The organism is Pseudomonas sp. NFX71, from assembly GCF_048079215.1.
Lineage (GTDB): Bacteria > Pseudomonadota > Gammaproteobacteria > Pseudomonadales > Pseudomonadaceae > Aquipseudomonas > Aquipseudomonas fluorescens_B.
Genome location: NZ_CP182230.1, coordinates 384,139 through 409,362, shown reverse-complemented (window position 1 = coordinate 409,362; position 25,224 = coordinate 384,139). Strand labels below are relative to the sequence as shown.

30 protein-coding genes are annotated in these 25,224 nt (G+C 60.2%); 13 read left to right on the top strand and 17 right to left on the bottom strand.

What is annotated here, in order from left to right; translation table 11 throughout:
- Positions 1-47 precede the first annotated feature (47 nt).
- From ACM1ZW_RS01930 to ACM1ZW_RS01920, 3 genes are all read right to left on the bottom strand, one after another.
- Positions 48-536 (bottom strand): hypothetical protein, encoded by a 489-nt coding sequence (locus tag ACM1ZW_RS01930; protein ID WP_017340403.1) that lies wholly within the window; start codon positions 534-536, stop codon positions 48-50.
- Positions 537-656: 120 nt separating this feature from the next.
- Positions 657-1,688: a LacI family DNA-binding transcriptional regulator gene (locus ACM1ZW_RS01925; RefSeq protein ID WP_414877897.1), complete on the bottom strand. Its 1,032-nt coding sequence runs from the start codon at positions 1,686-1,688 to the stop codon at positions 657-659.
- A complete protein-coding gene (locus tag ACM1ZW_RS01920) occupies positions 1,685-1,912 on the bottom strand; it encodes a hypothetical protein (protein WP_139273093.1) in 228 nt (75 codons plus the stop codon). The genes ACM1ZW_RS01925 and ACM1ZW_RS01920 overlap by 4 nt, the downstream gene beginning before the upstream one ends.
- On the opposite strand from ACM1ZW_RS01920, the gene ACM1ZW_RS01915 reads away from it, so the two are divergent.
- On the top strand, positions 1,904-2,437 hold the full coding sequence (locus tag ACM1ZW_RS01915) for a gluconokinase (RefSeq protein ID WP_017340401.1): 534 nt from the start codon (positions 1,904-1,906) through the stop codon (positions 2,435-2,437). The two genes, ACM1ZW_RS01920 and ACM1ZW_RS01915, sit on opposite strands and share 9 nt — an antisense overlap.
- An 81-nt stretch (positions 2,438-2,518) precedes the next feature.
- On the top strand, positions 2,519-3,871 hold the full coding sequence (locus ACM1ZW_RS01910) for a GntP family permease (RefSeq protein ID WP_017340400.1): 1,353 nt from the start codon (positions 2,519-2,521) through the stop codon (positions 3,869-3,871).
- 126 nt (positions 3,872-3,997) lie between these two features.
- Here ACM1ZW_RS01910 and alaC read toward each other — a convergent pair whose 3' ends face one another.
- Entirely contained in the window at positions 3,998-5,209 is a 1,212-nt protein-coding gene (alaC, locus tag ACM1ZW_RS01905; protein WP_017340399.1) for an alanine transaminase, read from the bottom strand.
- Positions 5,210-5,348: 139 nt separating this feature from the next.
- Between alaC and ACM1ZW_RS01900 the strand changes: the two genes are divergently transcribed.
- The 3 genes from ACM1ZW_RS01900 (at position 5,349) to ACM1ZW_RS01890 (ending at position 7,150) form a co-directional block, all read left to right on the top strand.
- Positions 5,349-6,011, top strand: a complete 663-nt coding sequence (locus tag ACM1ZW_RS01900) for a LysE family translocator (protein WP_414877898.1) — start codon at positions 5,349-5,351, stop codon at positions 6,009-6,011.
- A gap of 67 nt (positions 6,012-6,078) precedes the next feature.
- Positions 6,079-6,564: a GyrI-like domain-containing protein gene (locus tag ACM1ZW_RS01895; RefSeq protein ID WP_414877899.1), complete on the top strand. Its 486-nt coding sequence runs from the start codon at positions 6,079-6,081 to the stop codon at positions 6,562-6,564.
- Between the two features lie 97 nt (positions 6,565-6,661).
- Positions 6,662-7,150 (top strand): GNAT family N-acetyltransferase, encoded by a 489-nt coding sequence (locus tag ACM1ZW_RS01890; RefSeq protein ID WP_207285435.1) that lies wholly within the window; start codon positions 6,662-6,664, stop codon positions 7,148-7,150.
- A 42-nt stretch (positions 7,151-7,192) separates the two neighbouring features.
- Here ACM1ZW_RS01890 and ACM1ZW_RS01885 read toward each other — a convergent pair whose 3' ends face one another.
- Both ACM1ZW_RS01885 and ACM1ZW_RS01880 read right to left on the bottom strand, forming a co-directional pair.
- Positions 7,193-7,798, bottom strand: a complete 606-nt coding sequence (locus ACM1ZW_RS01885) for a pyridoxamine 5'-phosphate oxidase family protein (RefSeq protein ID WP_416740081.1) — start codon at positions 7,796-7,798, stop codon at positions 7,193-7,195.
- 7 nt (positions 7,799-7,805) lie between these two features.
- Positions 7,806-8,291 (bottom strand): GNAT family N-acetyltransferase, encoded by a 486-nt coding sequence (locus ACM1ZW_RS01880; RefSeq protein WP_017340394.1) that lies wholly within the window; start codon positions 8,289-8,291, stop codon positions 7,806-7,808.
- A 141-nt stretch (positions 8,292-8,432) separates the two neighbouring features.
- On the opposite strand from ACM1ZW_RS01880, the gene ACM1ZW_RS01875 reads away from it, so the two are divergent.
- The 3 genes from ACM1ZW_RS01875 (at position 8,433) to ACM1ZW_RS01865 (ending at position 10,553) form a co-directional block, all read left to right on the top strand.
- Positions 8,433-8,858 carry a YybH family protein gene (locus tag ACM1ZW_RS01875; protein WP_017340393.1) on the top strand — a complete coding sequence of 142 codons (426 nt, stop codon included), beginning with the start codon at positions 8,433-8,435 and terminating at the stop codon, positions 8,856-8,858.
- 66 nt (positions 8,859-8,924) lie between these two features.
- Entirely contained in the window at positions 8,925-9,269 is a 345-nt protein-coding gene (locus ACM1ZW_RS01870) for a YciI family protein (RefSeq protein WP_017340392.1), read from the top strand.
- A 48-nt stretch (positions 9,270-9,317) separates the two neighbouring features.
- Positions 9,318-10,553 (top strand): RNA polymerase sigma factor, encoded by a 1,236-nt coding sequence (locus ACM1ZW_RS01865; RefSeq protein ID WP_416740080.1) that lies wholly within the window; start codon positions 9,318-9,320, stop codon positions 10,551-10,553.
- 12 nt (positions 10,554-10,565) lie between these two features.
- On the opposite strand, the gene ACM1ZW_RS01860 is transcribed toward ACM1ZW_RS01865, so the two are convergent.
- Entirely contained in the window at positions 10,566-11,420 is an 855-nt protein-coding gene (locus tag ACM1ZW_RS01860; protein WP_017340390.1) for a LysR family transcriptional regulator, read from the bottom strand.
- 89 nt (positions 11,421-11,509) lie between these two features.
- On the opposite strand from ACM1ZW_RS01860, the gene ACM1ZW_RS01855 reads away from it, so the two are divergent.
- Positions 11,510-11,947 carry a multidrug/biocide efflux PACE transporter gene (locus ACM1ZW_RS01855; protein WP_416740079.1) on the top strand — a complete coding sequence of 146 codons (438 nt, stop codon included), beginning with the start codon at positions 11,510-11,512 and terminating at the stop codon, positions 11,945-11,947.
- Positions 11,948-11,989: 42 nt separating this feature from the next.
- Here the strand turns inward: ACM1ZW_RS01855 and ACM1ZW_RS01850 are convergent, their stop codons facing one another.
- Complete coding sequence (locus tag ACM1ZW_RS01850) at positions 11,990-12,748, bottom strand: SDR family NAD(P)-dependent oxidoreductase (RefSeq protein ID WP_416740078.1); 759 nt, start codon at positions 12,746-12,748, stop codon at positions 11,990-11,992.
- Positions 12,749-12,869: 121 nt separating this feature from the next.
- Between ACM1ZW_RS01850 and ACM1ZW_RS01845 the strand changes: the two genes are divergently transcribed.
- Positions 12,870-13,766, top strand: coding sequence for a LysR family transcriptional regulator (locus tag ACM1ZW_RS01845; RefSeq protein ID WP_414877905.1), 897 nt, complete (start codon positions 12,870-12,872; stop codon positions 13,764-13,766).
- A 31-nt stretch (positions 13,767-13,797) separates the two neighbouring features.
- Here the strand turns inward: ACM1ZW_RS01845 and ACM1ZW_RS01840 are convergent, their stop codons facing one another.
- The 4 genes from ACM1ZW_RS01840 to ACM1ZW_RS01825 all read right to left on the bottom strand — a co-directional run bounded on the left by ACM1ZW_RS01840 (position 13,798) and on the right by ACM1ZW_RS01825 (position 18,493).
- Positions 13,798-14,520 carry a TylF/MycF/NovP-related O-methyltransferase gene (locus ACM1ZW_RS01840; RefSeq protein ID WP_046031989.1) on the bottom strand — a complete coding sequence of 241 codons (723 nt, stop codon included), beginning with the start codon at positions 14,518-14,520 and terminating at the stop codon, positions 13,798-13,800.
- Positions 14,517-15,383 carry a hypothetical protein gene (locus ACM1ZW_RS01835; protein ID WP_416740077.1) on the bottom strand — a complete coding sequence of 289 codons (867 nt, stop codon included), beginning with the start codon at positions 15,381-15,383 and terminating at the stop codon, positions 14,517-14,519. Before ACM1ZW_RS01835 ends, ACM1ZW_RS01840 begins: the two co-directional genes overlap by 4 nt.
- Before the next feature lie 175 nt (positions 15,384-15,558).
- On the bottom strand, positions 15,559-17,172 hold the full coding sequence (locus ACM1ZW_RS01830) for an inorganic phosphate transporter (RefSeq protein WP_017340386.1): 1,614 nt from the start codon (positions 17,170-17,172) through the stop codon (positions 15,559-15,561).
- 298 nt (positions 17,173-17,470) lie between these two features.
- Complete coding sequence (locus ACM1ZW_RS01825; RefSeq protein WP_017340385.1) at positions 17,471-18,493, bottom strand: transporter; 1,023 nt, start codon at positions 18,491-18,493, stop codon at positions 17,471-17,473.
- A 275-nt stretch (positions 18,494-18,768) separates the two neighbouring features.
- Here ACM1ZW_RS01825 and ACM1ZW_RS01820 point away from each other — a divergent pair, with 275 nt between their 5' ends.
- Positions 18,769-20,394, top strand: a complete 1,626-nt coding sequence (locus tag ACM1ZW_RS01820) for a methyl-accepting chemotaxis protein (RefSeq protein WP_017340384.1) — start codon at positions 18,769-18,771, stop codon at positions 20,392-20,394.
- A 62-nt stretch (positions 20,395-20,456) separates the two neighbouring features.
- Here the strand turns inward: ACM1ZW_RS01820 and ACM1ZW_RS01815 are convergent, their stop codons facing one another.
- Both ACM1ZW_RS01815 and ACM1ZW_RS01810 read right to left on the bottom strand, forming a co-directional pair.
- Entirely contained in the window at positions 20,457-20,765 is a 309-nt protein-coding gene (locus ACM1ZW_RS01815) for a PepSY domain-containing protein (RefSeq protein ID WP_416740076.1), read from the bottom strand.
- A 195-nt stretch (positions 20,766-20,960) separates the two neighbouring features.
- Positions 20,961-22,088 carry a glycerophosphodiester phosphodiesterase gene (locus ACM1ZW_RS01810; RefSeq protein ID WP_017340249.1) on the bottom strand — a complete coding sequence of 376 codons (1,128 nt, stop codon included), beginning with the start codon at positions 22,086-22,088 and terminating at the stop codon, positions 20,961-20,963.
- Between the two features lie 222 nt (positions 22,089-22,310).
- Here ACM1ZW_RS01810 and ACM1ZW_RS01805 point away from each other — a divergent pair, with 222 nt between their 5' ends.
- On the top strand, positions 22,311-22,637 hold the full coding sequence (locus tag ACM1ZW_RS01805; protein WP_150633922.1) for a DUF2025 family protein: 327 nt from the start codon (positions 22,311-22,313) through the stop codon (positions 22,635-22,637).
- A 60-nt stretch (positions 22,638-22,697) separates the two neighbouring features.
- Here ACM1ZW_RS01805 and ACM1ZW_RS01800 read toward each other — a convergent pair whose 3' ends face one another.
- Both ACM1ZW_RS01800 and ACM1ZW_RS01795 read right to left on the bottom strand, forming a co-directional pair.
- Positions 22,698-23,021: an antibiotic biosynthesis monooxygenase family protein gene (locus tag ACM1ZW_RS01800; RefSeq protein WP_414884049.1), complete on the bottom strand. Its 324-nt coding sequence runs from the start codon at positions 23,019-23,021 to the stop codon at positions 22,698-22,700.
- On the bottom strand, positions 23,018-23,725 hold the full coding sequence (locus ACM1ZW_RS01795; RefSeq protein ID WP_416740075.1) for a CTP synthase: 708 nt from the start codon (positions 23,723-23,725) through the stop codon (positions 23,018-23,020). Before ACM1ZW_RS01795 ends, ACM1ZW_RS01800 begins: the two co-directional genes overlap by 4 nt.
- 15 nt (positions 23,726-23,740) lie before the next feature.
- Here ACM1ZW_RS01795 and ACM1ZW_RS01790 point away from each other — a divergent pair, with 15 nt between their 5' ends.
- A complete protein-coding gene (locus ACM1ZW_RS01790; protein WP_414879281.1) occupies positions 23,741-24,682 on the top strand; it encodes a LysR family transcriptional regulator in 942 nt (313 codons plus the stop codon).
- 6 nt (positions 24,683-24,688) lie between these two features.
- On the opposite strand, the gene ACM1ZW_RS01785 is transcribed toward ACM1ZW_RS01790, so the two are convergent.
- Positions 24,689-25,207, bottom strand: a complete 519-nt coding sequence (locus ACM1ZW_RS01785) for a DUF1003 domain-containing protein (RefSeq protein WP_017340244.1) — start codon at positions 25,205-25,207, stop codon at positions 24,689-24,691.
- Positions 25,208-25,224 lie beyond the last annotated feature (17 nt).

Genomic DNA, 25,224 nt, shown 5'->3' with positions numbered 1-25,224 from the left:
CGGCTTGATGGTGCAGATACCGACCGTTGAAAAAAGGGTCGTGAGACCTAATCGAGCGGTATCAGATCAGTCCAGACCGGAGTCGAGCAGGCACTGGGCATGTGCTGATTGAGGATGGGTTGCCTGAGGATCCAGCCTTGAAGCTGTTGATCGATGAATACAGGGGTGGGCTCGATGCACTCGCCCTTGGGGGCCACCTTGACTTGATCCACTGAAACAAACAGCGGGCCTGGCAGATCGAAAACGGTCTGGGAGCGCACTTCCAGTCCCGTATCCTTACTGGAAAAACACACATTTTTACGCCCGGTGAGGTCGGTGGTCATGACGTATGCCTCTTCAAGACTGGCATGCCCAACACCCATTACGACGGCAGGCCCCTGACCTTGCGGGTGGGCGGCGAGACAGCGTTTGATCGCCGGCATGAAACGTGGGTCGTTCAGGAAACGAGTCCAGTCATCTGGCTCAGAGGCCTGCACCTGTAGCGCCTGTCCAAGCGAGACGGCGAGCAGGAGGGCCATGATGATTATCTTGCGCATATACGTGTCCGCCGGGATGGAGTGGGCGGATTTTGCACGAGGCCCTCATGGGGTGGAGGGTAAAGGTGTAACTGATCGTTCCCGTTCAGCCCGCAGAGCGTGGCAACGATCAGTCCTGAACTACGTACTTTCGCGCACTTTCAACTCAAACCCCATGTCCTGCACCGGTTTCGCCACCGTGTTGCCCGCCATCAAGGTCAGCATCTGTTCGGCGGCACGTCGGCCGATGGCCTCGCGCGGGGTGTTGATGCTGCTCAGGCGCGGGACCATGTGGGCCGACATCGGCAGGTCGTTGAAACCGAGGATTGCCACTTGTTCAGGGATTTTGATCCCGCAGCGCATCGCCTCCAGCAAAGCGCCCTGCGCCAGGTCGTCGTTGCCGAAGAAGATTGCATCGACATCCGGATGACTGGCGATCAGTTGCAGGAACAGTTCGCCACCCAGACCTACGGAGGAGGCGCGGGGGGTCAGCACTTCCAGGTCCGGGTCATACCGACCGGCCTTCTGCAGGGCTTTGCGGAACCCTTCGCCGCGCAGCAATGTGCGCTGATCCAGTTGCGCGCCGATGTAGGCCAGGCGTTTGCGACCGCGTGACAGCAAATGCTCGGCCGCCGTTTCGCCGGCGGCGAGCTGCGAGAAACCTACGCAATTCAGGCCCGCCGCACTGTCCAGTTCCATCATGTACACGCAGGGAATGTTGCTCGCCTCAATCATCCGTCGCGAGCTTTCGGTGCGATCAAACCCGGTCAGCAGCAAACCACGCGGCTGATACGCCATGTAATTGCGCAGCAGGTTTTCTTCTTCATCGCGCGAGTAATGGAAGTTGCCGATCAGCACTTCGAAGCCCTTCGGTCGCAAAACCTGATGAATGGCTTCCAGCGTGTCGATGAACAGCAAGTTGGACAGCGACGGCACCAGCACCACGACGGAATGGCTCTGGGCCGAGGCTAACGCGCGGGCGGCGGGGTTGACCACGTAGTTGAGCTCAAGCGCCGCTTTCTGGACTTTTTCCACCAGGTCGGTGGCCACCGTGCTCACGCCACGCAAGGCGCGGGACGCGGTAATCGGGCTGACGCCGGCCAGTCGGGCGACTTCATTCAGAGTAGGACGGCCAGTGGTTCGCGTATTTTTATCGTTTTTAGGGGAGGTCATCGGGCGGCTTGCCAAACAAAATTCAAGGCACTAAGGTAGCGCTGTCCCGAAGCAGCTGCAAATGCGTAAGCGAGTTTTGCCTGAACCTCGCTTTTCGGCGTCGGGAACGAACACGCTGCAACCCACAAAAATGACAAGAAGGCGTCGGCAACTTCTGCTTTTGAACGAGTGTCATAGCTTTCAAAGGTAGCGCTGTCTGCGCGCTGAGGTGTTACATGAATCATCCCATCACCGCCCTGGTCATCATGGGCGTTGCCGGTTGCGGCAAGACGTGCGTCAGCGAAGCCTTGTGCGAGCTCAGCGGCGCGACTGCCATTGAAGGCGACACTTTTCACCCTGCCGCCAATATCGAAAAGATGAGCGCAGGCATTCCCCTGAACGACGACGACCGTGCCGGCTGGCTCGACAGCCTGTGCGACGAACTGCGCCGCGTCGACGCCACGGGCGCTCGCCCGGTGCTGACCTGCTCGGCCCTCAAACACATTTACCGCGAACGTCTGCGCAGCGCCTTGCCGGGCCTGGGCTTCGTGTTCCTCGAACTCACGCCTGAAGTGGCGGCCGATCGTGTCTCCCATCGGCCAGGGCACTTCATGCCGTCGACGTTGATCGACAGCCAGTTCGCCACCCTTGAGTCCCCCGTTGGCGAACCGCTGACCCTGGCCCTCGATGCGTCGACCCACAGCGTCGACCAATTGGCGAAACAGGCGCATGCCTGGTGGCTGGAACACGGCTTGAAACGCGCCGGTTGATTTTGCTCGAAGAGATAGCGCTGTCCTTATGGCTTTCGAATTACCCGCTTCAATAACAACAACAACCAGGAGACACCCCTAATGTTTGGCATGTCCCACGAGACGTTCCTGCTGCTCGATGCAGTGGTCACGGTGATCGGGCTTATCGTCCTGATCACCAAGTTCAAGTTCCACCCGTTCATTGCCCTGATCATTGCCGCAGCCTTTCTCGGGCTGACCTCCGGCATGCCGATCGGCACCATCATCAAAGCGTTCCAGGACGGCTTCGGTGGGGTGCTCGGTTTCGTCGGGATCATCCTCGCGCTGGGCACCATGCTTGGCAAAATGATGGCCGAGTCGGGCGGGGCGGATCAGATTGCCCAGACGCTGATTCGCGCGTTCGGCAAGGACAAGGTGCAGTGGGCGATGATGTTCGCCGCGTTCCTGGTCGGCATTCCGCTGTTCTTCGAGATCGGCTTCGTGCTGCTGATCCCGCTGGTGTTCATCGTCGCCCGGCGTACCGGCGTGTCGATCATCAAGATCGGTATCCCGCTGCTGGCCGGCCTGTCCGCCGTGCACGGTCTGGTGCCCCCGCACCCGGGTCCGTTGCTGGCCATCGGCGTGTTCGGTGCCGACATCGGTAAAACCATTCTCTACGGCCTGATCGTTGCGCTGCCGACGGCCATCATCGCCGGCCCGATCTACGGCACCTTCATTGCCAAGTACATTCCCGGTCATCCCAATCAGGAACTGGTGGATCAACTGGCGCGCGAGAACGATTCTGCCGATCTGCCGAGCTTCTCAATCACCTTGATCACCGTGCTGTCGCCGGTGTTCCTGATGCTGCTCAAGACCTTTGCCGATGTGGTGCTGCCGGACGGCAACTTTTTCCGCACCTTCATGGACCTGATCGGTCACCCGATCTCGGCACTGCTGCTGGCGTTGCTGCTGTCGCTGTACACCTTCGGCTACAAGCAGGGCATTGGTTCCAACCAGATGCTCAAATGGCTGGACGCGAGCCTCGCGCCAACCGCCGCAATCATCCTGATCATCGGTGCCGGTGGTGGCTTCAAGCAGATGCTGGTGACCAGCGGCGTGGGTAATGTCATCGGCAACATGGCGGTGGCTGCGGAAATCTCGCCGATCCTTCTGGCATGGCTGGTGGCGGCGGTGATCCGTATCGCGACCGGTTCGGCGACCGTGGCGACCATTACTGGCGCCGGCATCGTGGTGCCGGTGGTGGGGATGATTCCGGGTGTGAACCGTGAGTTGCTGGTGCTGGCCACCGGTGCCGGTTCGTTGATCCTGTCTCACGTCAACGACGCCGGTTTCTGGCTGGTGAAGCAATACTTCAACATGACCGTGGCGGAGACCTTCAAGACCTGGACGGCGATGGAAACCATCCTGTCTGTGGTGGCCCTGGGCTTTATCCTGCTGCTGTCGTTGTTCGTTTAAGCACACCGCAAAACCAAATGTGGGAGCGAGCCTGCTCGCGATGAGGGCTTAACATTCAGCGAAGATGTTGAATGTAAGTCCGCTATCGCGAGCAGGCTCGCTCCCACAGTGTTATGTGTCCAGGCCTCAGGATTTGCTGACCAGCCCATCCGCCCTGAACATTGCGCGAATCCCGCGCACGGCCTGGCGAATCCGGTCCTGGTTTTCGATCAGCGCGAAGCGCACATGATCATCCCCATACTCACCAAACCCGACACCCGGCGAGACGCAGACCTTGGCCTCGGCGAGCATTTTCTTGGCGAACTCCAAAGAGCCAAGGTGCGCGTAGGCTTCGGGAATCTTCGCCCAGACATACATCGATGCCTTCGGATTCTCGACCATCCAGCCCAGCTCGTGCAGGCCTTTGACCAACACGTTGCGGCGCTGCCGGTACTGCTCGGCGATGTCTTTCACGCACTGCTGATCGCCTTCCAGCGCCGCAATGGCCGCGACTTGCAGCGGGGTGAACGTGCCGTAGTCGTGGTAACTCTTGATCCGCGCCAGGGCGTTGACCAGTTCCGGGTTGCCGACCATGAAGCCGATGCGCCAGCCCGCCATGTTGTAGCTCTTGGACAGGGTGAAAAACTCCACCGCGATGTCCTTGGCGCCCGGCACTTGCATGATCGACGGGGCTTTCCAGCCGTCGTAGACGATGTCGGCGTAGGCCAGGTCATGCACCACCAGTACGTCGTACTGCTTGGCGAGGGCGATCACACGCTCGAAGAAGTCCAGCTCAACGCACTGTGCGGTCGGGTTGGACGGGAAGCCGAGGATCATCATTTTCGGTTTCGGAATCGAGCCGCGAATCGCCCGCTCCAGTTCGGCGAAGAAGTCCACGCCCGGAATCAATGGCACCGAACGCACCTGGGCGCCGGCAATCACCGCGCCGTAGATGTGAATCGGGTAGCTCGGGTTCGGCACCAGCACCGTGTCGCCCTGATCGAGGGTGGCCAGCATCAAATGCGCCAGGCCTTCCTTGGAGCCGATGGTCACGATGGCTTCGGTTTCCGGGTCGATGTCGACCTCGTAGCGATCCTTGTACCAGTTGGAAATCGCCCGGCGCAGACGCGGAATACCCTTGGACGTCGAGTAACCGTGGGTGTCTTCGCGTTGGGCGACGGTGACGAGTTTTTCGACAATGTGCGGCGGCGTCGGACCGTCGGGGTTGCCCATGCTGAAATCGATGATGTCTTCGCCACGACGACGGGCGGCCATCTTCAGCTCGGCAGTGATGTTGAAAACGTAAGGGGGGAGTCGATCTATGCGCGCAAAGCGGCGCGGCGAACCTGGGTTAGCCATTGTTGCCTCGGATAACGTGAGCGCCCGGAACCGTCCGAGCGACGCTGGTCACTGCGGTGACCTGTTGCGGAAGATAAGGGGTGGCATGGCACACTGTCCAGCCAGTGTGTAAACAAATTTTTCCGAAGGATAACGGTTGATGGAATTTAGCAGCGGCTTCTTGCTGAGCCTTTCTTTGTGCCTGGACATCGGCGTGGCCAATATCGCGATGATCACCCTGGCCATGCAGCGCGGCTATTTTCAAGGCTTTGCGCTGGGGTTGGGGACCTGCGTCGGCGACCTGATTTACGCGGTGCTGGCACTGGCCGGCATGACTGTTTTGCTGCAATACGAAACCGTGCGCTGGGTGCTGTGGATCGGCGGTTCGGTGTTGCTGGTGTACTTCGCGGCGAAGATGATCTATTCGGCAATTCACCACGAAGCCGTATTGGCACAGACCGCTGAAGTCGGTCACAACTCGCACCGTAAAGAGTTTTTCCGCGGGATCTTTCTCGCCATGTCGTCACCCAGCGCCATTCTCTGGTTCGCCGCGGTGGGTGGCACGCTGATTGCGCGGTCCGGCGGTGGCGGGGCACTCAGCTCGGCACTCTTTCTCGGCGGTTTTCTCTGCGCGGGATTGCTGTGGTCCGCCGGCCTGTGTTTCGCCGCGAGCCATGGCGGCAAGTTGCTCGGCGACAAGCTGCTGCGTTACTCCTACATGGCATCGGCAGCGATCTTCTGCTATTTCGCCGTGTACGTGATTCTATCGGGCTACAACGAGTTTGTAGGCGTGGCTGCTGTCGAGGCGTTGCACAGCCTCTGACTGGGCTAATCGGGTTTGGCTTCTATACTCCCAGCCGAACCCACTTTTTTGATCCAGGAGTCGAGTCATGGATGAACAACCAGACGTAAAACCGGCCGAGCCACGTTTTGAACACGGGCACTTTCTGCTCATTGCGGGGCTTGGTGGACGATTTACCCAACAGACCACGCAAGGCATTCCCGAACTCTGGGAGAAATTCGTTCCCGAGATTGGCAAAATTCCCGGTCAAAAAAGCGAAGTGACCTACGGCATCTGCTGCAATCCGGATGGCAAGGGCGGCTTCGAATACATCGCGGGCGTCGAGATCGAAAAACTCGACGACCTGCCCGAAAAGTACCGCTGGGTCGAGGTTCAACCCCAGCATTACGCGGTGTTCGAGCACAAAGGCTCGCTGGACCAGTTGCCCGAGACGTTTCAGTACATCTGGAAAACCTGGTTGCCGCAGTCCGGTAAAGAGGCCGCGGACGCCCCGGAATTCGAACGCTACAGCGAAGACTTCAACCCGAAGCTCAAAACCGGCAAGCTGGAAATCTGGCTGCCGCTCAAGGCGTAACGTCGGTATCGAGAGGCGGATCAGCGATTCGCCTCTCGATGTCGTGCCGACGCTGATTTATGATCCCCAGCCTTTCCCCCGCTGATTCCGAGCTGCCATGAACACCGTCATCCGCCACGTCACCCCCGCTGACCTGGACCGCTGCTACGCCATCGAAACCGTTGCCTACGAAGGCGACGAAGCCGCCACCCGGGAGAAAATCGCCACCCGCATCGCCACCTGGCCCGAGGGGTTTATCGTCGCCGAAGTGGACGGCGTGGTCGCCGGTTTCATCAACTCCGGGGCGGCGTTTCAGGTCGAGATGTCGGACGAAGCGTTCAAGGAACTGATCGGCCACGACCCGGCCGGCCCGCACGTGGTGATCATGTCGGTGGTGGTGCACCCGGATTATCAGGGGCAGGGTCTGGCGAAACGCTTGATGGGCGAATTCATCGAGCGGATGCGTGCGTTGGGCAAGGCCAGCATCAACCTGATGTGCAAGGAGCGGCATATTCCGCTGTATGCCGGGTTTGGCTTCGCCTATATCAAGCCCTCCGCGTCGGATCATGGCGGGATGGCTTGGCATGAGATGGTGTTGGCGTTGTAACCAGATCCCATCGAACACCGAAGATCGAGTGTGGGAGCAATATCAGTAGAGACTATCCCGCACCCGCGCCGGCGCTTCCCGGTCATACGTCTCGGCATCAAACGCCCCATCATTCAAGCGCTTGTGAAACGCCCCCGCCGTCGGCAGCGCCGAGCGATCCAGGTGCTTCTCGGGGTTCCACAAATCCGACCGCACGATCGCTTTCGAGCAGTGAAAAAATGCCGCCTCTACCCTCACCAGCATCACCGTGCGCGCCGGTTTGCCGTTGACCGCGAAGCTTTCCAGTAGCCCCGGTTCATTGCTGATCTGCGCTGTGCCGTTGACCCGCAACGTCTCGCCGATCCCCGGAATGATGAACAGCAGCGACACCCGTGAATCGAGCACCACATTGCGCAGTGTGTCGATGCGGTTGTTGCCCGGGCGGTCCGGTATCGCCAGGGTGCGCTCATCGATGATTCGCACGAAACCCGGCGTGTCACCGCGCGGCGAGCCGTCCAGGCCGTCGGGGCCGACCGAGCTGATGATCACCAGTGGCGAGGCGCGGACCATCGCTTGATAGTCCTCGTTCAGAAAGGCGATTTGCTTGCGCATGGCGCGGTCGTGGGGTTGGCCGTAGATCGCTTCCAGTGCTTCGATACTGTCGAGCATAACCACCTCAGAAAATCAGTCCCATGCGCCGTTCGTAACCGATCCGGCCCTTGTAGGCTTCGCCGCTGTCGACCCAGCCGAAACTGGCGTACAGCGCGATGGCGGCCTCGTTGTCCGCATCCACCGACAACTCCAGCGCCCTGATTTCAGGAAATGCCTGGCGCGCCACGTCGGGCAGGGCTTGCAGGCAGGCCTTGCCATACCCTTTGCCTTGATGACGCTGGCCGACTTGCAGTGCATGCAGCGTGGCGCTGTGTTCATCGGCCCAGGCAGGCAGCACCGGCGGACGTTTGAGCAGCAGGAAGGCAACCGGAATGTCATCGGCCAACAGGGCAAATCCTTTGACGCCGGGGCCGGGTTTGGACAACAAGGTGTGCAGCGCACCATGAATGTCGCCGGAGAATCTGATTTGTTCTTTGCGAACTTCGATGGCCTCGACCTGCTGGCGCTGGCGCGCGTTCAGGGTTTCGTAAGGCACGAGTCGGGTTGTCACTGGAGTGTCCTTTTTCCATCAGAAATGAGCCTCGGATTCTAGCGAGTTTGCGCCCATGGATTATTTTTATTTCGACTGTCGATTCGGCATTTCGCCGAACGACTAAGGGTGTCTTCACAACAAAAAACACGGAGAACCACCATGAACGCAACTCACGAAATCGAGACTCTGATCGACACCTATCGCCAGGCGGTCATCGCCAAGGATGTCGAGAAAATCATGGCGTTGTATGGCGATGACATCGTCTCCTACGACGCGGTCAAGGCCCTGCAGTTTCGCGGCAAGACTGCCTACCGCAAGCATTGGCTGGAATGCATGGAAATGTGCCAGGGCGCGCATAAGTTCGACTTCGATCAGATGAACGTCGTGGCGGACGAGCACATCGCCTTCGCCCATTGGCTGGCCCATTGCGGCGGCACCAACGACAAGGGCGAAACCCAGGCCTGCTGGATGCGCGTGACCGCCTGCTATCGTCGCGAGGCCGGCCAATGGCGCATCGTCCACGAACACTGGTCGGCCCCGTTCGACATGACGAGCGGCACTGCGCTGTTCAACCTTGAACCCTGATCGTCGGGAATCAGCGCCAAAACATCAAACTGCAGCCATAGTTGATCAGTTCGATCGGAGAGCCCCATGAAGTACTTATGCCTGGTCTACAGCAACGAACAGGAATTGCACTCACTGCCCGAAAGCCCCAAGGACGCCGAGTGCATGGCCTACGCCGAATCGATCCAGGGCAGCGGCCGCATGCTCGCCGCCGAGGCGCTGGAGTCGGTGCAGACCGCCACTACCGTGCGCATGCGCAACGGCAAAATGTCGATCACCGACGGCCCGTTCGCCGAAACCAAGGAGCAATTGGCCGGCTTCTACCTGATCGACGCCAAAGACCTCAATGAAGCCCTTCAGGTTGCCGGCAACATTCCGGCGGCGCGGGTCGGGTGTGTCGAGGTACGGCCGGTTCGAGAGTTGAATCCTTAACGGTCACAGGCAAGGAGATTCCATGGTGACGCAAGGCATGCAGGACTGATGCCCGGGGTGTCGGTCAAGGCTCGGGTCGAACAGGTTTACCGCGAGGAGTCGCGGCGGATCCTGGCGACCCTGATCCGTCTGCTTGGCGATTTCGACCTTGCCGAAGAGGCTTTGCACGAGGCGTTCTTTATCGCGGTCGAGCGCTGGCAGCGTGACGGTGTGCCGGACAATCCACGGGCGTGGCTGGTTTCCACCGGGCGTTTCAAGGCCATCGATGTGTTGCGTCGCCGCGCGCGGTTTGCCGCGTCCCGGCCAATGCTGATCGCTCAACTGGAGGCGCTGGAGCAGGCTGACTGGAGTGACGACGACGTGGAAGACGATCGCTTGCGCCTGATCTTCACCTGCTGTCACCCGGCACTCGCGGCGGATGCTCAAGTGCCGCTGACATTGCGCGAAGTCTGCGACCTGACCACCGAAGAAATCGCCCGGGCGTTTCTTTCCGCACCGGCCACCATTGCCCAGCGCATCGTGCGGGCCAAAGCGAAAATCCGCGACGCGAAAATTCCCTATCAAGTGCCGACCCTGGCGGAATTGCCCGAGCGACTCAACAGCGTGCTGCGGGTGATTTACCTGGTGTTCAACGAAGGCTACTCGGCGTCCGTCGGCACCGAGCTCATCCGTGAAGACCTCACCCGCGAGGCGATCCGCCTCGGGCGTTTGCTGATGGAACTGCTGCCCGAACCCGAGGTGATGGGCCTGCTGGCGCTGATGCTGTTGCATGAATCACGGCGTCCGGCGCGGACTTCATCGAGTGGCGAGCTGATCCTGCTGGATGAGCAGGACCGTTCGCTGTGGGACGCCGGGTTGATTGCCGAAGGCTGCGCGCTGATCGAGCGGGCGCTGAGTACCCGGCGATTCGGTCCTTACTGTTTGCAAGCGGCCATCGCGGCGGTACATGCCGAAGCGCCGACGGCGGGGGAGACCGATTGGCTGCAAATTGTGGGGCTGTATGACGTGCTGTTGGCGGCCGTGCCTTCGCCGGTGATCGAATTGAACCGTGCGGCGGCGATCTCCAGGCGGGATGGGCCGTTGGCGGGGTTGACGCTGATTGAGGGGATTCTGGGACGCGGGGATTTGCTGGATTACCACCTGGCACATTCGGCGCGGGCCGAGTTTTGTCGGCAGTTGGGACGGGTGGAGGAGGCACGGGCGGCGTATGAGCGGGCGCTGGAGTTGACGCAGCAGGTGCCGGAGCGGCGGTTTATCGAGGCCCGGATCAAGGCTTTGAAATAACGTGCCGGACCTTCATTCCAGCATCTTGCCCAACAACCAGCTCCCCGCCGGCCCCGGCGGATGCAGCCGCGACCACAGCGCATCGACGAACAGCGGTTTCGGCCATCCGCGCACGTTCAACTCCTGCAACGTCCCGGCGCCAAACCGTCCCACCAGCCACCGCGGCAACGGCGCCCAACCGAATCCGCCCTGGGCCATTTCCAGCAGCATCAAATAACTCGGTGCCGACCAGACGCGCCCCTTGGCGCGGCTTTCATACGGATTGACGATCGTCGCCAGACGCAACTCCCGGTGCTGTTGCAAGATGTCCTGATCGATGACAGCCAGCGTTGCCAACGGATGCTCGCGGGACACGAACAGGGCGATTTCGGTGCGCTCTGCCACCGTCGAGCTGACCAGATCCGGTGGGTAACTTTCCTGTTGCTCGGCGAACGCCACATGCGCCCGTCCGCTTTGTACCAGCGCCACCAGGTCATCGCATTCGGCGATCAGGCATTCGAGCTCAAGGTCCGGGTATCGCTGTTCGAACGCACTGAGCGCCGCTTCGAAACGGTCGGACTGATAGGTGTCGGAAATCGCCACGGTCAGCTTCGGCTCAACCCCTTGAGCCAACTGGCTGGCGGTCATTTCCAGACGGCTGGTGGCCGCCAGAATCTCCTCGGCCCGCTGCAACATCACATGCCCGGCCGGTGTCAGGGTCGGCTTGCGGCTACTGCGGTCGAACAGGATCAGATCCAGATCAATCTCCAGGCTCGCCACTGCGGCGCTGATGGTCGACTGACTGCGCCCGAGCTTGCGCGCCGCGGCGGAAAACGAGCCTTGGGTCGCCGCTTGCACAAACGCCTGCAACACTTCCTGGGATGCCATGAACTATCGCCTTGATCGATGGTTATTGGTTATGAAGTATCGGTGCGGGAGTGGATCATGACAACCACAGTCACTCAGGGGCTCTGCTCATGAACATGCAAAAATCCATCACCGAACGTATTTTCCAGGCCATCGGCTTCGAGCTGTTGGCCATCGTGATCTGCACCCCGTTGCTGGCCTGGATAATGGACAAACCGATGCTCGACATGGGCGTCGTCACCGTCGTGATCGCGGCGCTGGCACTGGCGTGGAACGTGGTGTTCAACGGGATATTTGATCGTGTGCTGCAGCGTTTCGACATCGTGCACAACGCTTGGACGCGAGTCGTCCATGCGCTGTTGTTTGAAGGGGGGCTGGTGGCGGTTGGCGTGCCACTGATTGCCTGGTGGCTCAATGTCAGCCTGTGGCAGGCGTTCCTGCTGGATATCGGTGTGTTGCTGTTTTTCCTGCCGTACACCTACGTTTACCACTGGGCGTATGACGTGGTGCGCGAGCGATGGGTAATGCGCACTTCTTGCCAAGGATGATCGTTAAGCGGGTTGATAGTCAGCCCGCTTAACGCGTGCTGTTTACAAAAACATCCCGCCCGACGCCTCGACGCGCTGGCCGTTGATCCACTGGCTGCCCGGTGCCAGCAGCAGCGCAATCGCGGCGCCGATATCGTCCGGCAGACCGGCACGACCCAGCGCGGTATTGTCGGCGATCATCTGGTTCACCTGCGCATTGTCGCGCACGGTCCCGCCGCCGAAATCGGTTTCGATCGCGCCAGGCGCCAAGGTATTTACCGAGATGCCCCGTGCACCGAGCTCCTTCGCTTGATAACGCGTCAGTACTTCCATCGCGCCTTTCATCGCCGCGTAAGTGCCGTAACCCGGCAGGCTGAAGCGGGTCAGTCCGCTGGACACGTTGAGGATGCGGCCACCATCCGTCATCAACGGCAGCAACTTCTGAGTCAGGAAAAATGGCCCTTTCAAATGGATGTTCATCAGCAAGTCGAACTGCTCGACGGTGGTGTCGACTAAGTTCGCATACACCCCGATGCCGGCGTTGTTGAGCAAAAAGTCGAAGTGCTGGCGATCGAAACGGCTGCGCAATACCTCGGCGACCTGCGTGGCGAAATCTGCGAAGCGCTCGCTCTGGCCCACGTCCAGTTGCAACATGGCGGCGCGACCACCGAGGCTTTCGATTTCCGCGACCAGTGCCTGCGCCTCATCGGCTTTGCTGTTATAGGTGCCGATGACGTCGACACCCTGGGCGGCCAGATGCAGCGCTGCGTTTTTGCCAAGGCCGCGGCTGGCGCCGGTGATCAGTGCGATTTTGCGATTCATGGGGCTTCCTCAAGGGGGGGGAGTAACGGTGTGAAGGAAGTTTATTTATCCGCCATAGGGTGATAAACAGGCTGAAATTGGAATCACTGATCGGTTAATCCGGACAATCGAAGGTCGAACCATGAACAAACTGGAACTGCTGCGCACCTTCGTTCGCGTCAGCGAGGTGTCGAGTTTTACCCTGGCCGGCGAAAGCCTGGGCTTGCCCCGTTCCACCGTGTCGGAACATGTTCAGGCGCTCGAAGCGCTGCTGGGAACGCGGTTGCTGCAACGCACCACGCGCAGGGTTCAGGCGACGCAGGACGGCCTGGTGTTGTACGAACGCAGCAAGGATTTGCTGTCGTACATGGACGAAATCGAAGGGCTGTTTCGCCAGGATGCGGCGTCGCTCACCGGGCGCATTCGCTTCGACATGCCGAACTTCCTGGCGCGCCAGGTGGTGTTGCCGCGGTTGCCGGAATTCATCGCGCTGCACCCCAATCTGGAACTGGAAATCAGCACCACCGATCGCCGGGTTGATGTGCAAAGGGAGGGTTTTGACTGCGTCGTGCGGGTTGGCGTACAACCGGATCAATCGGTGGTCGCGCGTCATGTGTGTGATTTTGCGATGGTCAATTGCGCCAGTCCCGCTTATCTGCAGCGTTATGGCATTCCCGAAACACTCGAAGATCTGGCACAGCATCGGCTGGTCCATTACGTCGGCGTACTGGGTTCGCGTTCGGAGGGGTTTCTGTATGAGGTCGATGGCAAGCTGCATCGATTACCGATGGCGGGCAGCGTCACGGTGAACAGCACCGACGCTTATGAAGCAGCGTGCGTGGGGGGATTCGGGTTGATTCAGGCACCGCTGAAGGGCATGCAGTCGCGCTTGCTCAGCGGTGAACTGGTGGCGGTGTTACCGCAGTTGAACGCGCCGTCGATGGAGGTGTCGCTCCTCTATGCCCCGCAACGGCGTTTGCCGTTGCGGGTCAGCGTGTTCATGGACTGGCTGGCAAACGTCATTCAGTCAACAACCTGAAAAACAACCCGCGCTCCCACAGTGTTATGCGTCAGACGTGGAAATAGCCTACGCAGCTATCAAACGGCAGACGCTTGAGTTCGATCTTGTTCAGGTCGAGCACTTCACGGAGGGCCTTGGTTTCGCCCGGGAAGTTGCGGTAAGCGACTTCGTCCAGCACCACGATGGCGCCTTTTGGCATGTACGGCAGGAAGGTTTCCAGCGCGACTTTGGTCGATTCGTACAGGTCGGTGTCGAGAATCAGCATGGCCACGACCAGGTCAGGGCGGGTCTTGACCCACTCCGGCACGGTCTTGACGATGTCGCCCTTGACCAACTCGCAACGCGGGATGCGGTTGACCGGGCGCAGCAGGTCGTTGGCGTCGATCATGTCCTGGATCAGCGACTGGTCGGTGTCGGAGAACATGGTCTCGTTGACGTCGGCCGGGTCTTCTTTCTTGTCGATGCTCTGGAAGCCTTCGAAGGTATCGAAGCCGACGATCGAACGGTTGATCGCGTACGGTTCGAGAATCATCGACAAATGCATGTACAGCATCAGCGAGTTGCCTTTGTACACGCCGCACTCGATGATCGCGCCCGGTACTTCAGCGACTTTCTTGAACAGTTCCATACGCGACAGGGCAGCGGTCACGCCGATGCGGTTGGCGAAGACGAACGGTGCGTCGGCCACGTACTCGGCATCGACCCGTTTCAGAACGTTGGCACGGGTTTCGTTGTACTGGGCCTCGGCGGGCGTGATGCGACGCTTGGTCATGCTTCGATTCCTTGGAAATTAGAAAAGTCGTGGGCGTGGAAATAGTCTTTGAAGCCTGCGCCAACATCAGGGCAGGCGCTGTCGACGTTGATCGCGCCACGCTTGTGTTTGAGGTCGTCGAGGTGCATCAGGCGGAAATCCACGCTGAAGCGGGTTTGTTCGGTGTGGTTGGCGACCGTGCCGTGCAGGTGCGAGCCGGAGAAAATCAGCATCTCGCCGGTGTTGCCGGCAATGCGCACTTCAGACTCCGTGTTGATCGCCTCCAGTGGCACCGGGTGCACCCGGACCTCCTCCTTGAGGTTGTCCTTGGCCTTGTGCCGCTGGTTGTTGATCCAGTCGTTGAGGCTCCATTCGCTGGAGGTGTTCTTCACCGGCACGTCGAAGTAGCCAGCGTTGATCATCATGGTCTGGTCGGGGCGGATGGTGTGCACCGGCATCCAGGTGTTGATCTGGCAATCGACGCTGCCGTACCAGGTATCGCGATGCGGTTTGTAGGCATAGCTGACACCGGCGTGCAGATAGTCATAATTCGGCACCACGCGAATGCGCGGCACGTCGAAAATGTACTCACGCGGGTCGACGCCGATCTCGTCGATGAACGACAGGATCAATTCCTTGACGCGCAGGCTGTTAGTGAACTGGCCCTTGAGGCGCGTCACCCGAACCACGAATTCTTCCACCGGCATCAGCGTGTGCAGCGCCTGGTGATGGGGCTCGCCGTCGAAGGCAGCAGTGATGCTTTCCTGGGCGAACGCACATAGCTCTTTGGCAGCGCGCAGCTGAGTGTTCAGGAAGATGTCGCCGGCATAGATGGCTTCTTTGAAGTCAGCTTTGTGTTGAAGCTGATTGATGTACAGATTCACGATCCCACTCCTGAATGCATCGAGTCTCTTAAGAGTCGGCCACACGTTAGCAAACTGAAGTGCAACTCGGCGGGTGGTGGGTCAATAAAAACGCAATCCCCTGAATTTGCGACGAAAAGCATTCTCCAGGCAAAAAAATCCCCTGCAGGAACGAGCTTGCTCCTGCAAGGGGGGGCTAGAAGATTCGGGTGAACAACCAATACAAACTGCCCGACAACAGAATCGCCGCCGGCAAGGTCAACACCCAAGCCATCAGCAGGTTGCGAATGGTCTTCATCTGCAAGCCACCGCCGTTGGCGACCATGGTCCCGGCCACCCCCGATGACAATACGTGGGTGGTCGACACCGGCAGCCCGAACATGTCCGCCGCGCCGATGGTCAGCATGGCCACGGTTTCCGCCGAGGCACCTTGGGCGTAAGTCAGGTGGCTCTTGCCGATCTTCTCGCCGACCGTCACCACGATGCGCTTCCAGCCGACCATGGTGCCCAGGCCCAGCGCGATCGCCACCGCGATCTTCACCCACAGCGGAATGAACCGTGTGGCATTGTCGATCTGCTGCTTGAACAGCTGCAGCTTGTCGGTGGTGTCGGCGTCGAAGTTACCGACCTTGTTTTTTTCCATCAGGCGAATGGTTTCGCTGGTCAGGTACATGTCGTTACGCACGTTGCCCATGGCCTCGGCCGGGACTTTCGACAGCGAACCGTAACCCTTCACTTCGTTGCCGATGTTGCCGGCCAGCGTCGCGAGGGCGGGGATCAGTTGCGGCGTAGCGTCCTTGGTGCGCATGTAATCGGAGAGCACCGGACGCGGATCGGCGGGTGCGGGCAGCGAGGTGTGCTTCATCAGGGCTTGCTGGGTAACCTCGGCCACGGCGGCGAATTGCAGCGCCTGATCCGCCGGCATGGTGCGGTTCAGCGCATACGCCATCGGCAGGGTGCCCACCAGGATCAGCATGATCAGGCCCATGCCTTTCTGGCCGTCGTTGGAACCGTGGGCGAAGGACACGCCGGTGCAGGTCAGGATCAACAGGCCGCGAATCCACCACGGTGGCGGGGTGTTGCCTTTGGGCTCCTTGTACAGCGCGCGATTCTTGACGAAGGCGCGCAGGGCCAGCAGCAGCAACGCGGCGGCGGCGAAGCCGACCAGGGGCGAGAGCAGCAACGCATAACCGACTTTGGTCGCTTGCGCCCAATCCACGCCGCTGGTGCCGTCGCGCCCGTGCATCAAGGCATTGGCGACGCCGACACCGATGATCGAACCGATCAGCGTGTGCGACGACGACGCCGGCAAGCCCAGCCACCAGGTGCCGAGGTTCCACAGAATCGCCGCGATCAACAGGGCGAAAATCATCGCGAAACCGGCGGACGACCCGACTTGCAGAATCAACTCCACCGGCAGCAACGCGATGATGCCGAACGCCACCGCGCCGCTCGACAGCAGCACGCCGAGGAAGTTGAACAACCCGGACCAGACCACCGCAACGTTCGGCGGCAAGGAGTTGGTGTAAATCACCGTGGCCACCGCGTTGGCGGTGTCGTGGAAACCGTTGACGAACTCGAACCCCAGCGCGATCAGCAACGCCACGCCCAGCAGCAGAAACGGCGTCCAGGTGGTGACCACCGTGCCGAGTTCGTTCATGTCGTGCATCAGGCTGTACGCGGTAAACAACAGCCCGATCGCCAGCACGGCGAAGAAAATCACGATGGTCAGCAGGCCGGGTTTTTTATCGAACTGCGGCTTCGCGCTGCGGGCGGGCGCCTGGGCGGCGGTGTAGGAAGGAGTAGCCATCACGGACAATCCTGAGGAGAGAAAGGAATGCCAGTCATGATCATTGCCAAATGTTACAGAGACGCTGCGCTGGGTCAGTGTTTGGCGCTTTTGCTGATCCGTTGATCAGAACCCCGCACCAACATCCAAGGGCTACGCAATCCCCTGTGGCGAGGGAGCTTGCTCCCGCTCGGCTGCGAAGCAACCGTAAACCCGGTACTCGCGGTGTGTCAGAAAAACTGTTTGGCAGGATGTGGGTCCGCTTCGCGACCCAGCGGGAGCAAGCTCCCTCGCCACAGGGGTTCGATGCGCTTCGGGATTAGTAATCCTGCCGCTTGCGAAACGCCCATCGCCCCGCGATCACGGTAAACGTCGCGACCAATGCCACCAGAATCCAGAACCCCTCCGGATCCTGGGAGAGCGGCACGCCCCCCACGTTCATGCCAAAGAAACCGGCAATGATGTTGATCGGCAAGGCCAGCACCGTCACCACGGTCAGGGTGAACAGCGTACGGTTGCTCTGTTCATTCAGGTTGGCGGCAATCTCTTCCTGCAACAGCTTGATCCGCTCACCCAACGCCGTCAGGTCGTTGATGATCAGCGCAAATTCCTCGGTGGACTTGCGCAGCTCTTTCACGTCTTCCTTCTGCAACCATTGCGGCGGACGATTGAGCAGGCGCAGCAACGAACCCGGCTCCAGCGCCAGCAGCCGTTGCAGGCGTACCAGCACCCGGCGATTGGCACCCAGTTCCGCGCGGTTGGTCGACAGCCGCGAGGACAGCAATTCATCTTCGATCTGATCGACACTGAGGCTGGTCTTGCGCACGATCTGCGTCAGCACCTCGCCCTGGTCGCGCAGCAAATGCACCAGCAATTCCAGCGGCGAACGAAAGCATTCACCGGCCTTCACCGACGAACGCAACTTGTCCACCGAGTGCAGCGGTTGCAGGCGCGCGCTGATGATCAGCCGGCTGCGGGCGCATACCCACAACGTCGACACATCCGAGGAGACCATGCTGCTGAGGTTGAACACCACGTCGTTGACCACCGCCAGCAACGCCGAATCGACATGCTCGATGCGCGTCGAACGCGAGCCTTCATGCAAGGCTTCGAAAAATTCGTCGGGCAACTCCAGATGACTTTTCATCCAGCGCTCGCACGCGGCATGGGCGAGGTTCAGGTGCAGCCAGAGAAACTCATCGCTGTCGCCCGGTTGCTGCAGACACCGCAACGCCATGGCCGAATCGATCTCCCGGCCGCGTTCGCCGGGGCGAAAGCTGAAACCGTACAGCAGACCGAACAGGTCCGGGTCGCGATGGCTTTGGTCGATGCTGTGGTTCATGAGGTCTCGTTGTGAGGAGGCGCCTGTCGCGGGTTTCACAGGTTCACTTGAGCCGCATCATCGCAAGCCGTGATGACGTTTTTGTGACGGATAAATAACGCAAACGATTGCGCTGCCGATGGTCGGATTCGCTTAAAGAAGCGCTCTGGCACGCCGATCACGCTTAGGTTAAGTTGCGCGCCGTCGGCCACCCGCCGACGCGGCAGACAGGGATGTCCGATCTACTTTCACGCCTCACCCAGGGCGTGCCTCATTCCTGTCATGAGTACCTTCCGATGTTTCTGCAAAAGTCCTTGAGAGCGCAAATTCTCGCTTTGCTGAGTGGTAGCCTGTTTGCGATGCTGTTGATCGCGCTGGCCTGCTTTCACTTTCTGTCCAGCGGCGTTCAAAGCTATGCGAACTTGATCGACGGCCCGCTGCACACCTCACAATTGATCGATGAAGCCAACCTGCAGTTCAAGGTGCAGGTCCAGGAATGGAAAAACGTTCTGCTGCGCGGCAAGCAACCGGCGGATCTGAACAAGTACTGGAAGCAATTCGAAGACCGTCAGCGCGATGTGCAGGGCATCCTCGGCGAGCTGGCAGGGCAGAAGGGTATCGAGCCGCAACTCAAGACCCGCATCGAACGCCTGCGTGACGAACACCGCGTGTTAGGTGCGGCGTACCAGAAGGGCCGCGATGCCTACGTGGCGGCCGGTGCCGATCCAACGGCGGGCGACACCGCGGTGAAGGGCGTGGACCGGGCGACCAGTGATCAGATGAGCGAACTGGTCAGCGAGCTGCGCAAGCAGGGCACTGAACAGTCGAAGCGGATCAGCGCCAGTGCCGATCGCACCGTGTTGCTGGGGATCATCGTGATGCTCGCTTCGGGTCTGTTGATCGGCCTGTTGAGCCTGTGGCTGGTCAACCGCAACCTGGTCGAGCCGATCCGCAAGCTGATCGATTACGTGGCGCAACTCAGCCAGGGCAAGTTTGCCGAACGCGTGGCCAGCACCCGTCAGGATGAGCTGGGCAAATTGGCGATGGCGGCCAACACGTTGCGCGATTTTCTCGCCGAAACCTTCAGTCGTTTGCAGGCCAGTACCAAGGATCTGGACGGCGCCAGCAATGAGTTGAAAGCGATCGCCGGCCTCATGGCCAGCGGCACCAACGAACAGTTCAACCGCACCGATCAGGTGGCCACGGCGATGAACGAAATGTCCGCCACGGCGCAAGAAGTCGCACGGCATGCCGCCGATGCCGCGCGTGCGGCGGATGACGCCGACCAGTCCGCCCAACAAGGCGGAAAAGTGATGCAGGGCACCATCCACACCATCACCCGCATGCGCGGTGAAATCGCCAACACCGCGACGGTCATTCGACAACTGGAAACCGACAGCGGCCGCATCGGCAAGGTGCTGGAAGTGATTCGCGGCATCGCCGAACAGACCAACTTGCTGGCGCTCAACGCGGCCATCGAAGCCGCCCGAGCCGGTGAAGCCGGGCGCGGTTTTGCGGTGGTGGCCGATGAAGTGCGCAGCCTGGCCCAGCGCACGGCGGCGTCGATCATTGAGATCAACCAGATTATCCAGACGGTGCAAACCGGTGCGGTAGACGCGGCCCAGGCGATAGAAAGCGGTCAGTCGCGCAGTGAAGAAAGCGTCGAGCAAGTGACGCAGGCCGGTGCCATGCTCGAGCGCATCACCCACGCCGTGGAAGCCATCCGCGACATGAACCGCCAGATCGCCACCGCTGCCGAAGAGCAGACCTCGGTCGCCGAAGACATCTCGCGCAACCTCACCGAGATCACCAGCATTGCCAGCACCAACCTGGACAACGTGCAACGCACCGAAGCGGCCAGCCACAACCTGCATGGGTTGTCGGGACAGCTGAATGAAGTGACGGCACGTTTAAGCGCGTAAGGTTCCAGCGAAACGCAAAAAAGCCGCACGATCCGAAAATCGTGCGGCTTTTTTGGGGGGGATCAGTCGTCTTGTTTGTTCTTCAGGACTTCGCCGGTGGCGGCGTTCAAGTCCACGTCCCATTCAACATTCTTGGCGTCACGCAGTTCGACTTCGTACTCGTAGATGTTGGAATGCTTGTCCAGGTCGCTGTCGGTAATCGTGGCACCCGGATGCAACTTCAGAACGATCTGGTTCAGCTCTTCCTGCGGCTTGATCTTGCCGTCCTTGACCAGTTGAGGGATCTGATCAACGAGAACGTCAGCAGCTTGCGCCAGGCCAGCGGTGAGGGTCAGGGCAGCAGCGGTGAACAGGGCAGTCAAAGTCTTCATGAGGTTCTTTCCTTGGGTGAGCCGTTTAAGTGAGTCCAGATTAACTGTGGCAACTTAATTCAGGCTTAATTCCTTGGTCACGTTCGCTAGCAGGCTAGCTCCCACAGTTGATCTCGGTTGGCCAAACATTTTGTGTACGCCAACGATCCCTTGTGGGAGCTAGCCTGCTAGCGATACGGGTGCCTCGGTCCCGGATCAATACCCGTTGTTTGTCAGCAACTGCGCAACACTCGCCGCCGCCGGACGTTTATAGAACTTCAACAGCTCGCTGGCGCGGTTGGTGAAAATACCGTCGACCCCGGCGTCCATGACTTTCTGGTAATCCACCGCATCATCAACGGTGTAGACGTGCACCAACAAACCCTGATCATGGGTGTACTGGTTCATCCACGGTTTCACCAGGTCCGAATAGCTCTGATCGCCACCCTTGGTCAGTGCAGCGGAAGGTCCGGTGCCGATCGCGCCCTGGGCCTTGGCGTATTCGACCCATTGCTGGAATTCGGCTTTGTCCTTCGGCTCCTGCTTGGCGTAGTAAGTCGCTTTATCCTTGTCGCCGGACTCGGCGAACGTCACCTTGGACTTGGGCTCGATGCTGCCTTCACCCACCCACAGCAACAGAATCTTCGGCACCTGCGGCATTTCCTTTTCCAGCAGTTCGAGGCTGCTCTTCTCGAAGGTTTGCAGCACCACCTTGCCTTTGCCCTGGCCAACCGCCAGATTGCTTTTCGCCAGTTTGGAACCCGCCGGACTCAGCCAGCCGCGATCCTGCAATTTATCCTTGAGGTCGCTTTCGATGCCGGGGAATTGCTTGGGTTCTTTGGTTTCGATGTACAAGCCGGGCTTGTGCAGCGGATTGCCTTGGGCAATGTCGATGATCTCGTCGAGGGTCAGGATTTTCAGGCCTGCGTAGGAGGGACGGGCACGATCCGGGTAAGCGCTGTTGAACCAGCTGCCGGCATCGAGGGTTTTCAGTTCGGCGATGGTGAACGCGTTGGCCGGGCTGTCCTTGCGCTCAGGGAATTTGCTGGCGACGTCGGTGGTGCGTTGCAGATTGTTGTCGTGCAGGGCAAACAGCACGCCGTCCTTGCTGCGTTGCAGGTCCAGTTCGAGGTAGTCGGCGCCCAGGTCGCGCGCCAGTTTATAAGCGGCGGCGGTGGATTCCGGTGCATCGAAAGACGCGCCGCGGTGAGCGATGACCGCCGGATGCGGAATGCCCGAACGGGCTGCCAGTGAGGTCGGGCTTGGTTCGCTGGCGGCCTGTGCCTGGCCGAGGCCCAGCAGCACGCTCAGCAGCAGGGCGCTCTTGGTGAAAGTAACGGGCATGGTCGAGATCCTTTCGCAGAGAGTTTTCAAAGACGTCTCTTTTAACAACTGAGCGCCGCCAGCGCTATCGCGAGACCGACATAAACGTGTTTAAAGGCCATTTTTTCGGCACATTTGTGCGGCTCTTTGCAGTACTCTTGGCCCCGGCAGTTTCCCCGGCAGAGGGAAAAGCCGTTCAATTGCCCTGCGTGTAAACCATCGATCACTTGTGTGAGGTTTATCATGCGCATCACTTCCCAGCTCATCTGCCAGGCCGCCGAACAACTCAAAGGCTTCGTCGGCCTCAACCGCAAGACCGGCCAGTACATCGTGCGTTTCAGCGAAGATTCCTTCGGCATGGACGTGGCGGATGACGGCATCATTCCTGCGAGTGAATTCGTCTGGGCGCCGGGGCCGGAGCAGGCCATGACGCTGAAGCGCGAGCTGATCCAGTTGTTGCTGGATCAGAACATCGATGACCGGATCAACATCACCGAGCCGTTGCGGGTGTACATGAATCGGCGGGAAGTGCCGGAGATTTCGGCGGTGCGGAGTTTGGTGCAGAGCTGAGATTGGCAGTGTTTGTGCGGGCCCCATCGCGCGATGGCAGCCTAAGGAACACCGCTTCATCTACTGCTTAAACCCATAAGCCCGCTCAACCCTGCACACCCGCGTATTGCACGCCGAATACCAGGTCGAGCGCCCACGCTCACGAATCGCACTGTGCTCGGGATGAAGTTTCCACGCCAGAATCGCTGCCTCACTGGCCCAATAGGACACCGTAATCCCGAGCCCGTCTTCACCCCGCGCTGATTCCACGCCGAGAAAGCCCGGCTGCTCGCGTGCCAGTTCTACCATGCGCTCGGCGGCTTCGGCGTAACCCTGGTCACCGTCGGTTCGCCGCGAAGTAAAAATGACCGCGTAGTAAGGCGGTTCCGGCGTCCGGGCCATCATGATGTCTGCCTCACGCACGCTTCGATCAACGCACTGACCAGCGGCGGCAACAGACCTTTGAGTGCGGCACGTTCCGGTTGAAACAACGTGGCCACAAAAAACGGATGCCCACGCAATTCCACTGCCCGCAATTCCCCCGTCGAATCATGTCCTGTGGCGCACAACCGTTCGCTCAGTAACGCCCGCTCGAATTCAGGATTCACACCGTAACGGCAGCGATAGCCTTCGCGAATCTCGGAATGTTCATACGCCTTGGCGATCAACGAACCTTCAACCAGCTGAATGCTGTCGACGGCTTCCACCAACGAACAGGTCAGTGGCGTGAGCAGCGCTCGCGTCGCATCGGGTGCTGTCTCGCCGTGCTCGGCATCTTTCCACCCCAGAACGTTGCGGGCGTATTCGAGTACGGCGTGCTGAAAACCGCCACACGTGCCGAGGAAAGGTCGCTGTTGTTCGCGGGCAAAGCGGATCGCTCGCAACGCACCACCCTCATTACGGTAGGGACTGGCTGGCACGCACCAGAAGCCATCGAAGTCTTCCAGCGGTGTGTCGTTGTCGATGCGATCGGTGGCCAACCACTGGAACTGTACGTCCAGGCCTGCGTGTTCGGCTGCCATGCCGAGGGCGACGGGAATCGCCTGGTGGGCGGTGACTTGCGGGTCGTAATCGCCGATCAGGGCGATGCGGATGACGCTGTTTTCCATGAGTGCTCTCGACGCTTGTTGATTCCTGGAACCCACTATAGATTGGCGTTCACGCACTCAATATTGGCGTTATCCCAAGTGATCAATGCAGCTACGCACTATCGACTGGAGTACCCCGACCTGTCTCTGATCCTCGCCCTGGTGCGTGGCGGCTCGTTGGCCCGGGCTTCGGCGTTGTTGAAAGTCGACGTCTCGACCGTGTTCCGCGCCGTGCGCCGACTGGAAGCGGCATTGGGTCAGCAATTGTTCGAAAAGAGCCGCGCCGGCTACTTGCCCACCAGCCTGGCGCAGACCTTGGCCGAACAGGCCGAGCGCGCCGAACAGGCGCTGGAGGCCGCGCGCATCGGCGTGGAGCAGGGCGGTGAAGTCATCAGCGGCACCGTGCGCCTGACCTGTACCGATTCGGTCCTGCAAGGTTTGCTGTTGCCGGCGCTGGCGCAATTCATGCCCGGTTACCCGGCGCTGACGCTCGAGCTGAGCACCTCCAATGACTTCGCCAACCTCAGCCGCCGGGATGCGGACATCGCCTTGCGCCTGACCCAGGCGCCACCCGAGCATTTGGTAGGACGACGCCTGGCGCAGGTGTCTTACCGTGTGTGTGCGAGTACGGCGTATCTGAAATCGGTCGATGCCCAAGACCTGGCTGCGCTCACGTGGATCGCCCCGGACGACTTCCTCCCCGATCACCCCACGGTCGCCTGGCGGCGTCAGCACTTGCCTGGCGTCACACCGGGTTATCGCTGCAACAGCATGTTGTCGGTCACCGAACTGGTGCGGGCCGGGTTGGGCGTTGCGGCATTGCCGGACTTTCTGATCGGTGACGGGCTGCAGCCGTTGAGCGAGCCGCTGCACGGTTACGACACCGCGTTGTGGTTGCTGACCCGTCCGGATTGTCGCGCCTTGCGTTCGGTGGTGACGTTGTTTGATGAGTTGGGGCTGGCGTTGAAACTGCCTTGAACAGTGTCAGGCCTTGCGCACGAAATGCTGGTGCATTTCCGACGTCAGGACTTCGATGCGTTCCGTGAGGGTTTTGGTCATCTCGGTGAGGCGGGTGTTTTGCTCGAGCAACTCGAGCAATTGCGCCGTGTTCTGCGCCGCCTGGGCCTGACGTTCGCTGTTGGCGACGGCCAGGTCTTCGCGGTGCCGCGCATCGGCCTCGGACTGGGCTTTGTCCCGTGCTGCCTGGCGGGTCTGGGCCAGCAGAATCAACGGTGCGGCGTACGCCGCTTGCAGGCTGAACGCCAGGTTGAGCAGGATGAAGGGGTAGGCATCGAAGTGGGTGATGCCCGCCACGTTGAGAAAAATCCATATTGCGACGATCAGCGTCTGCGCCCCGAGAAACATCGGCGTGCCGAAGAACCGCGCAAAGGCCTCGGCGCGCAGGGCAAACTTGTCAGTGCCGAAGGTCGGCGCCAGGTGAGCGTGAGGACGCTGGAAACGCAAGTGATCGACGGTCGCGGTGGTTTTGGTTTCGGTGGTCATGATGCTCTCTGCAGCGC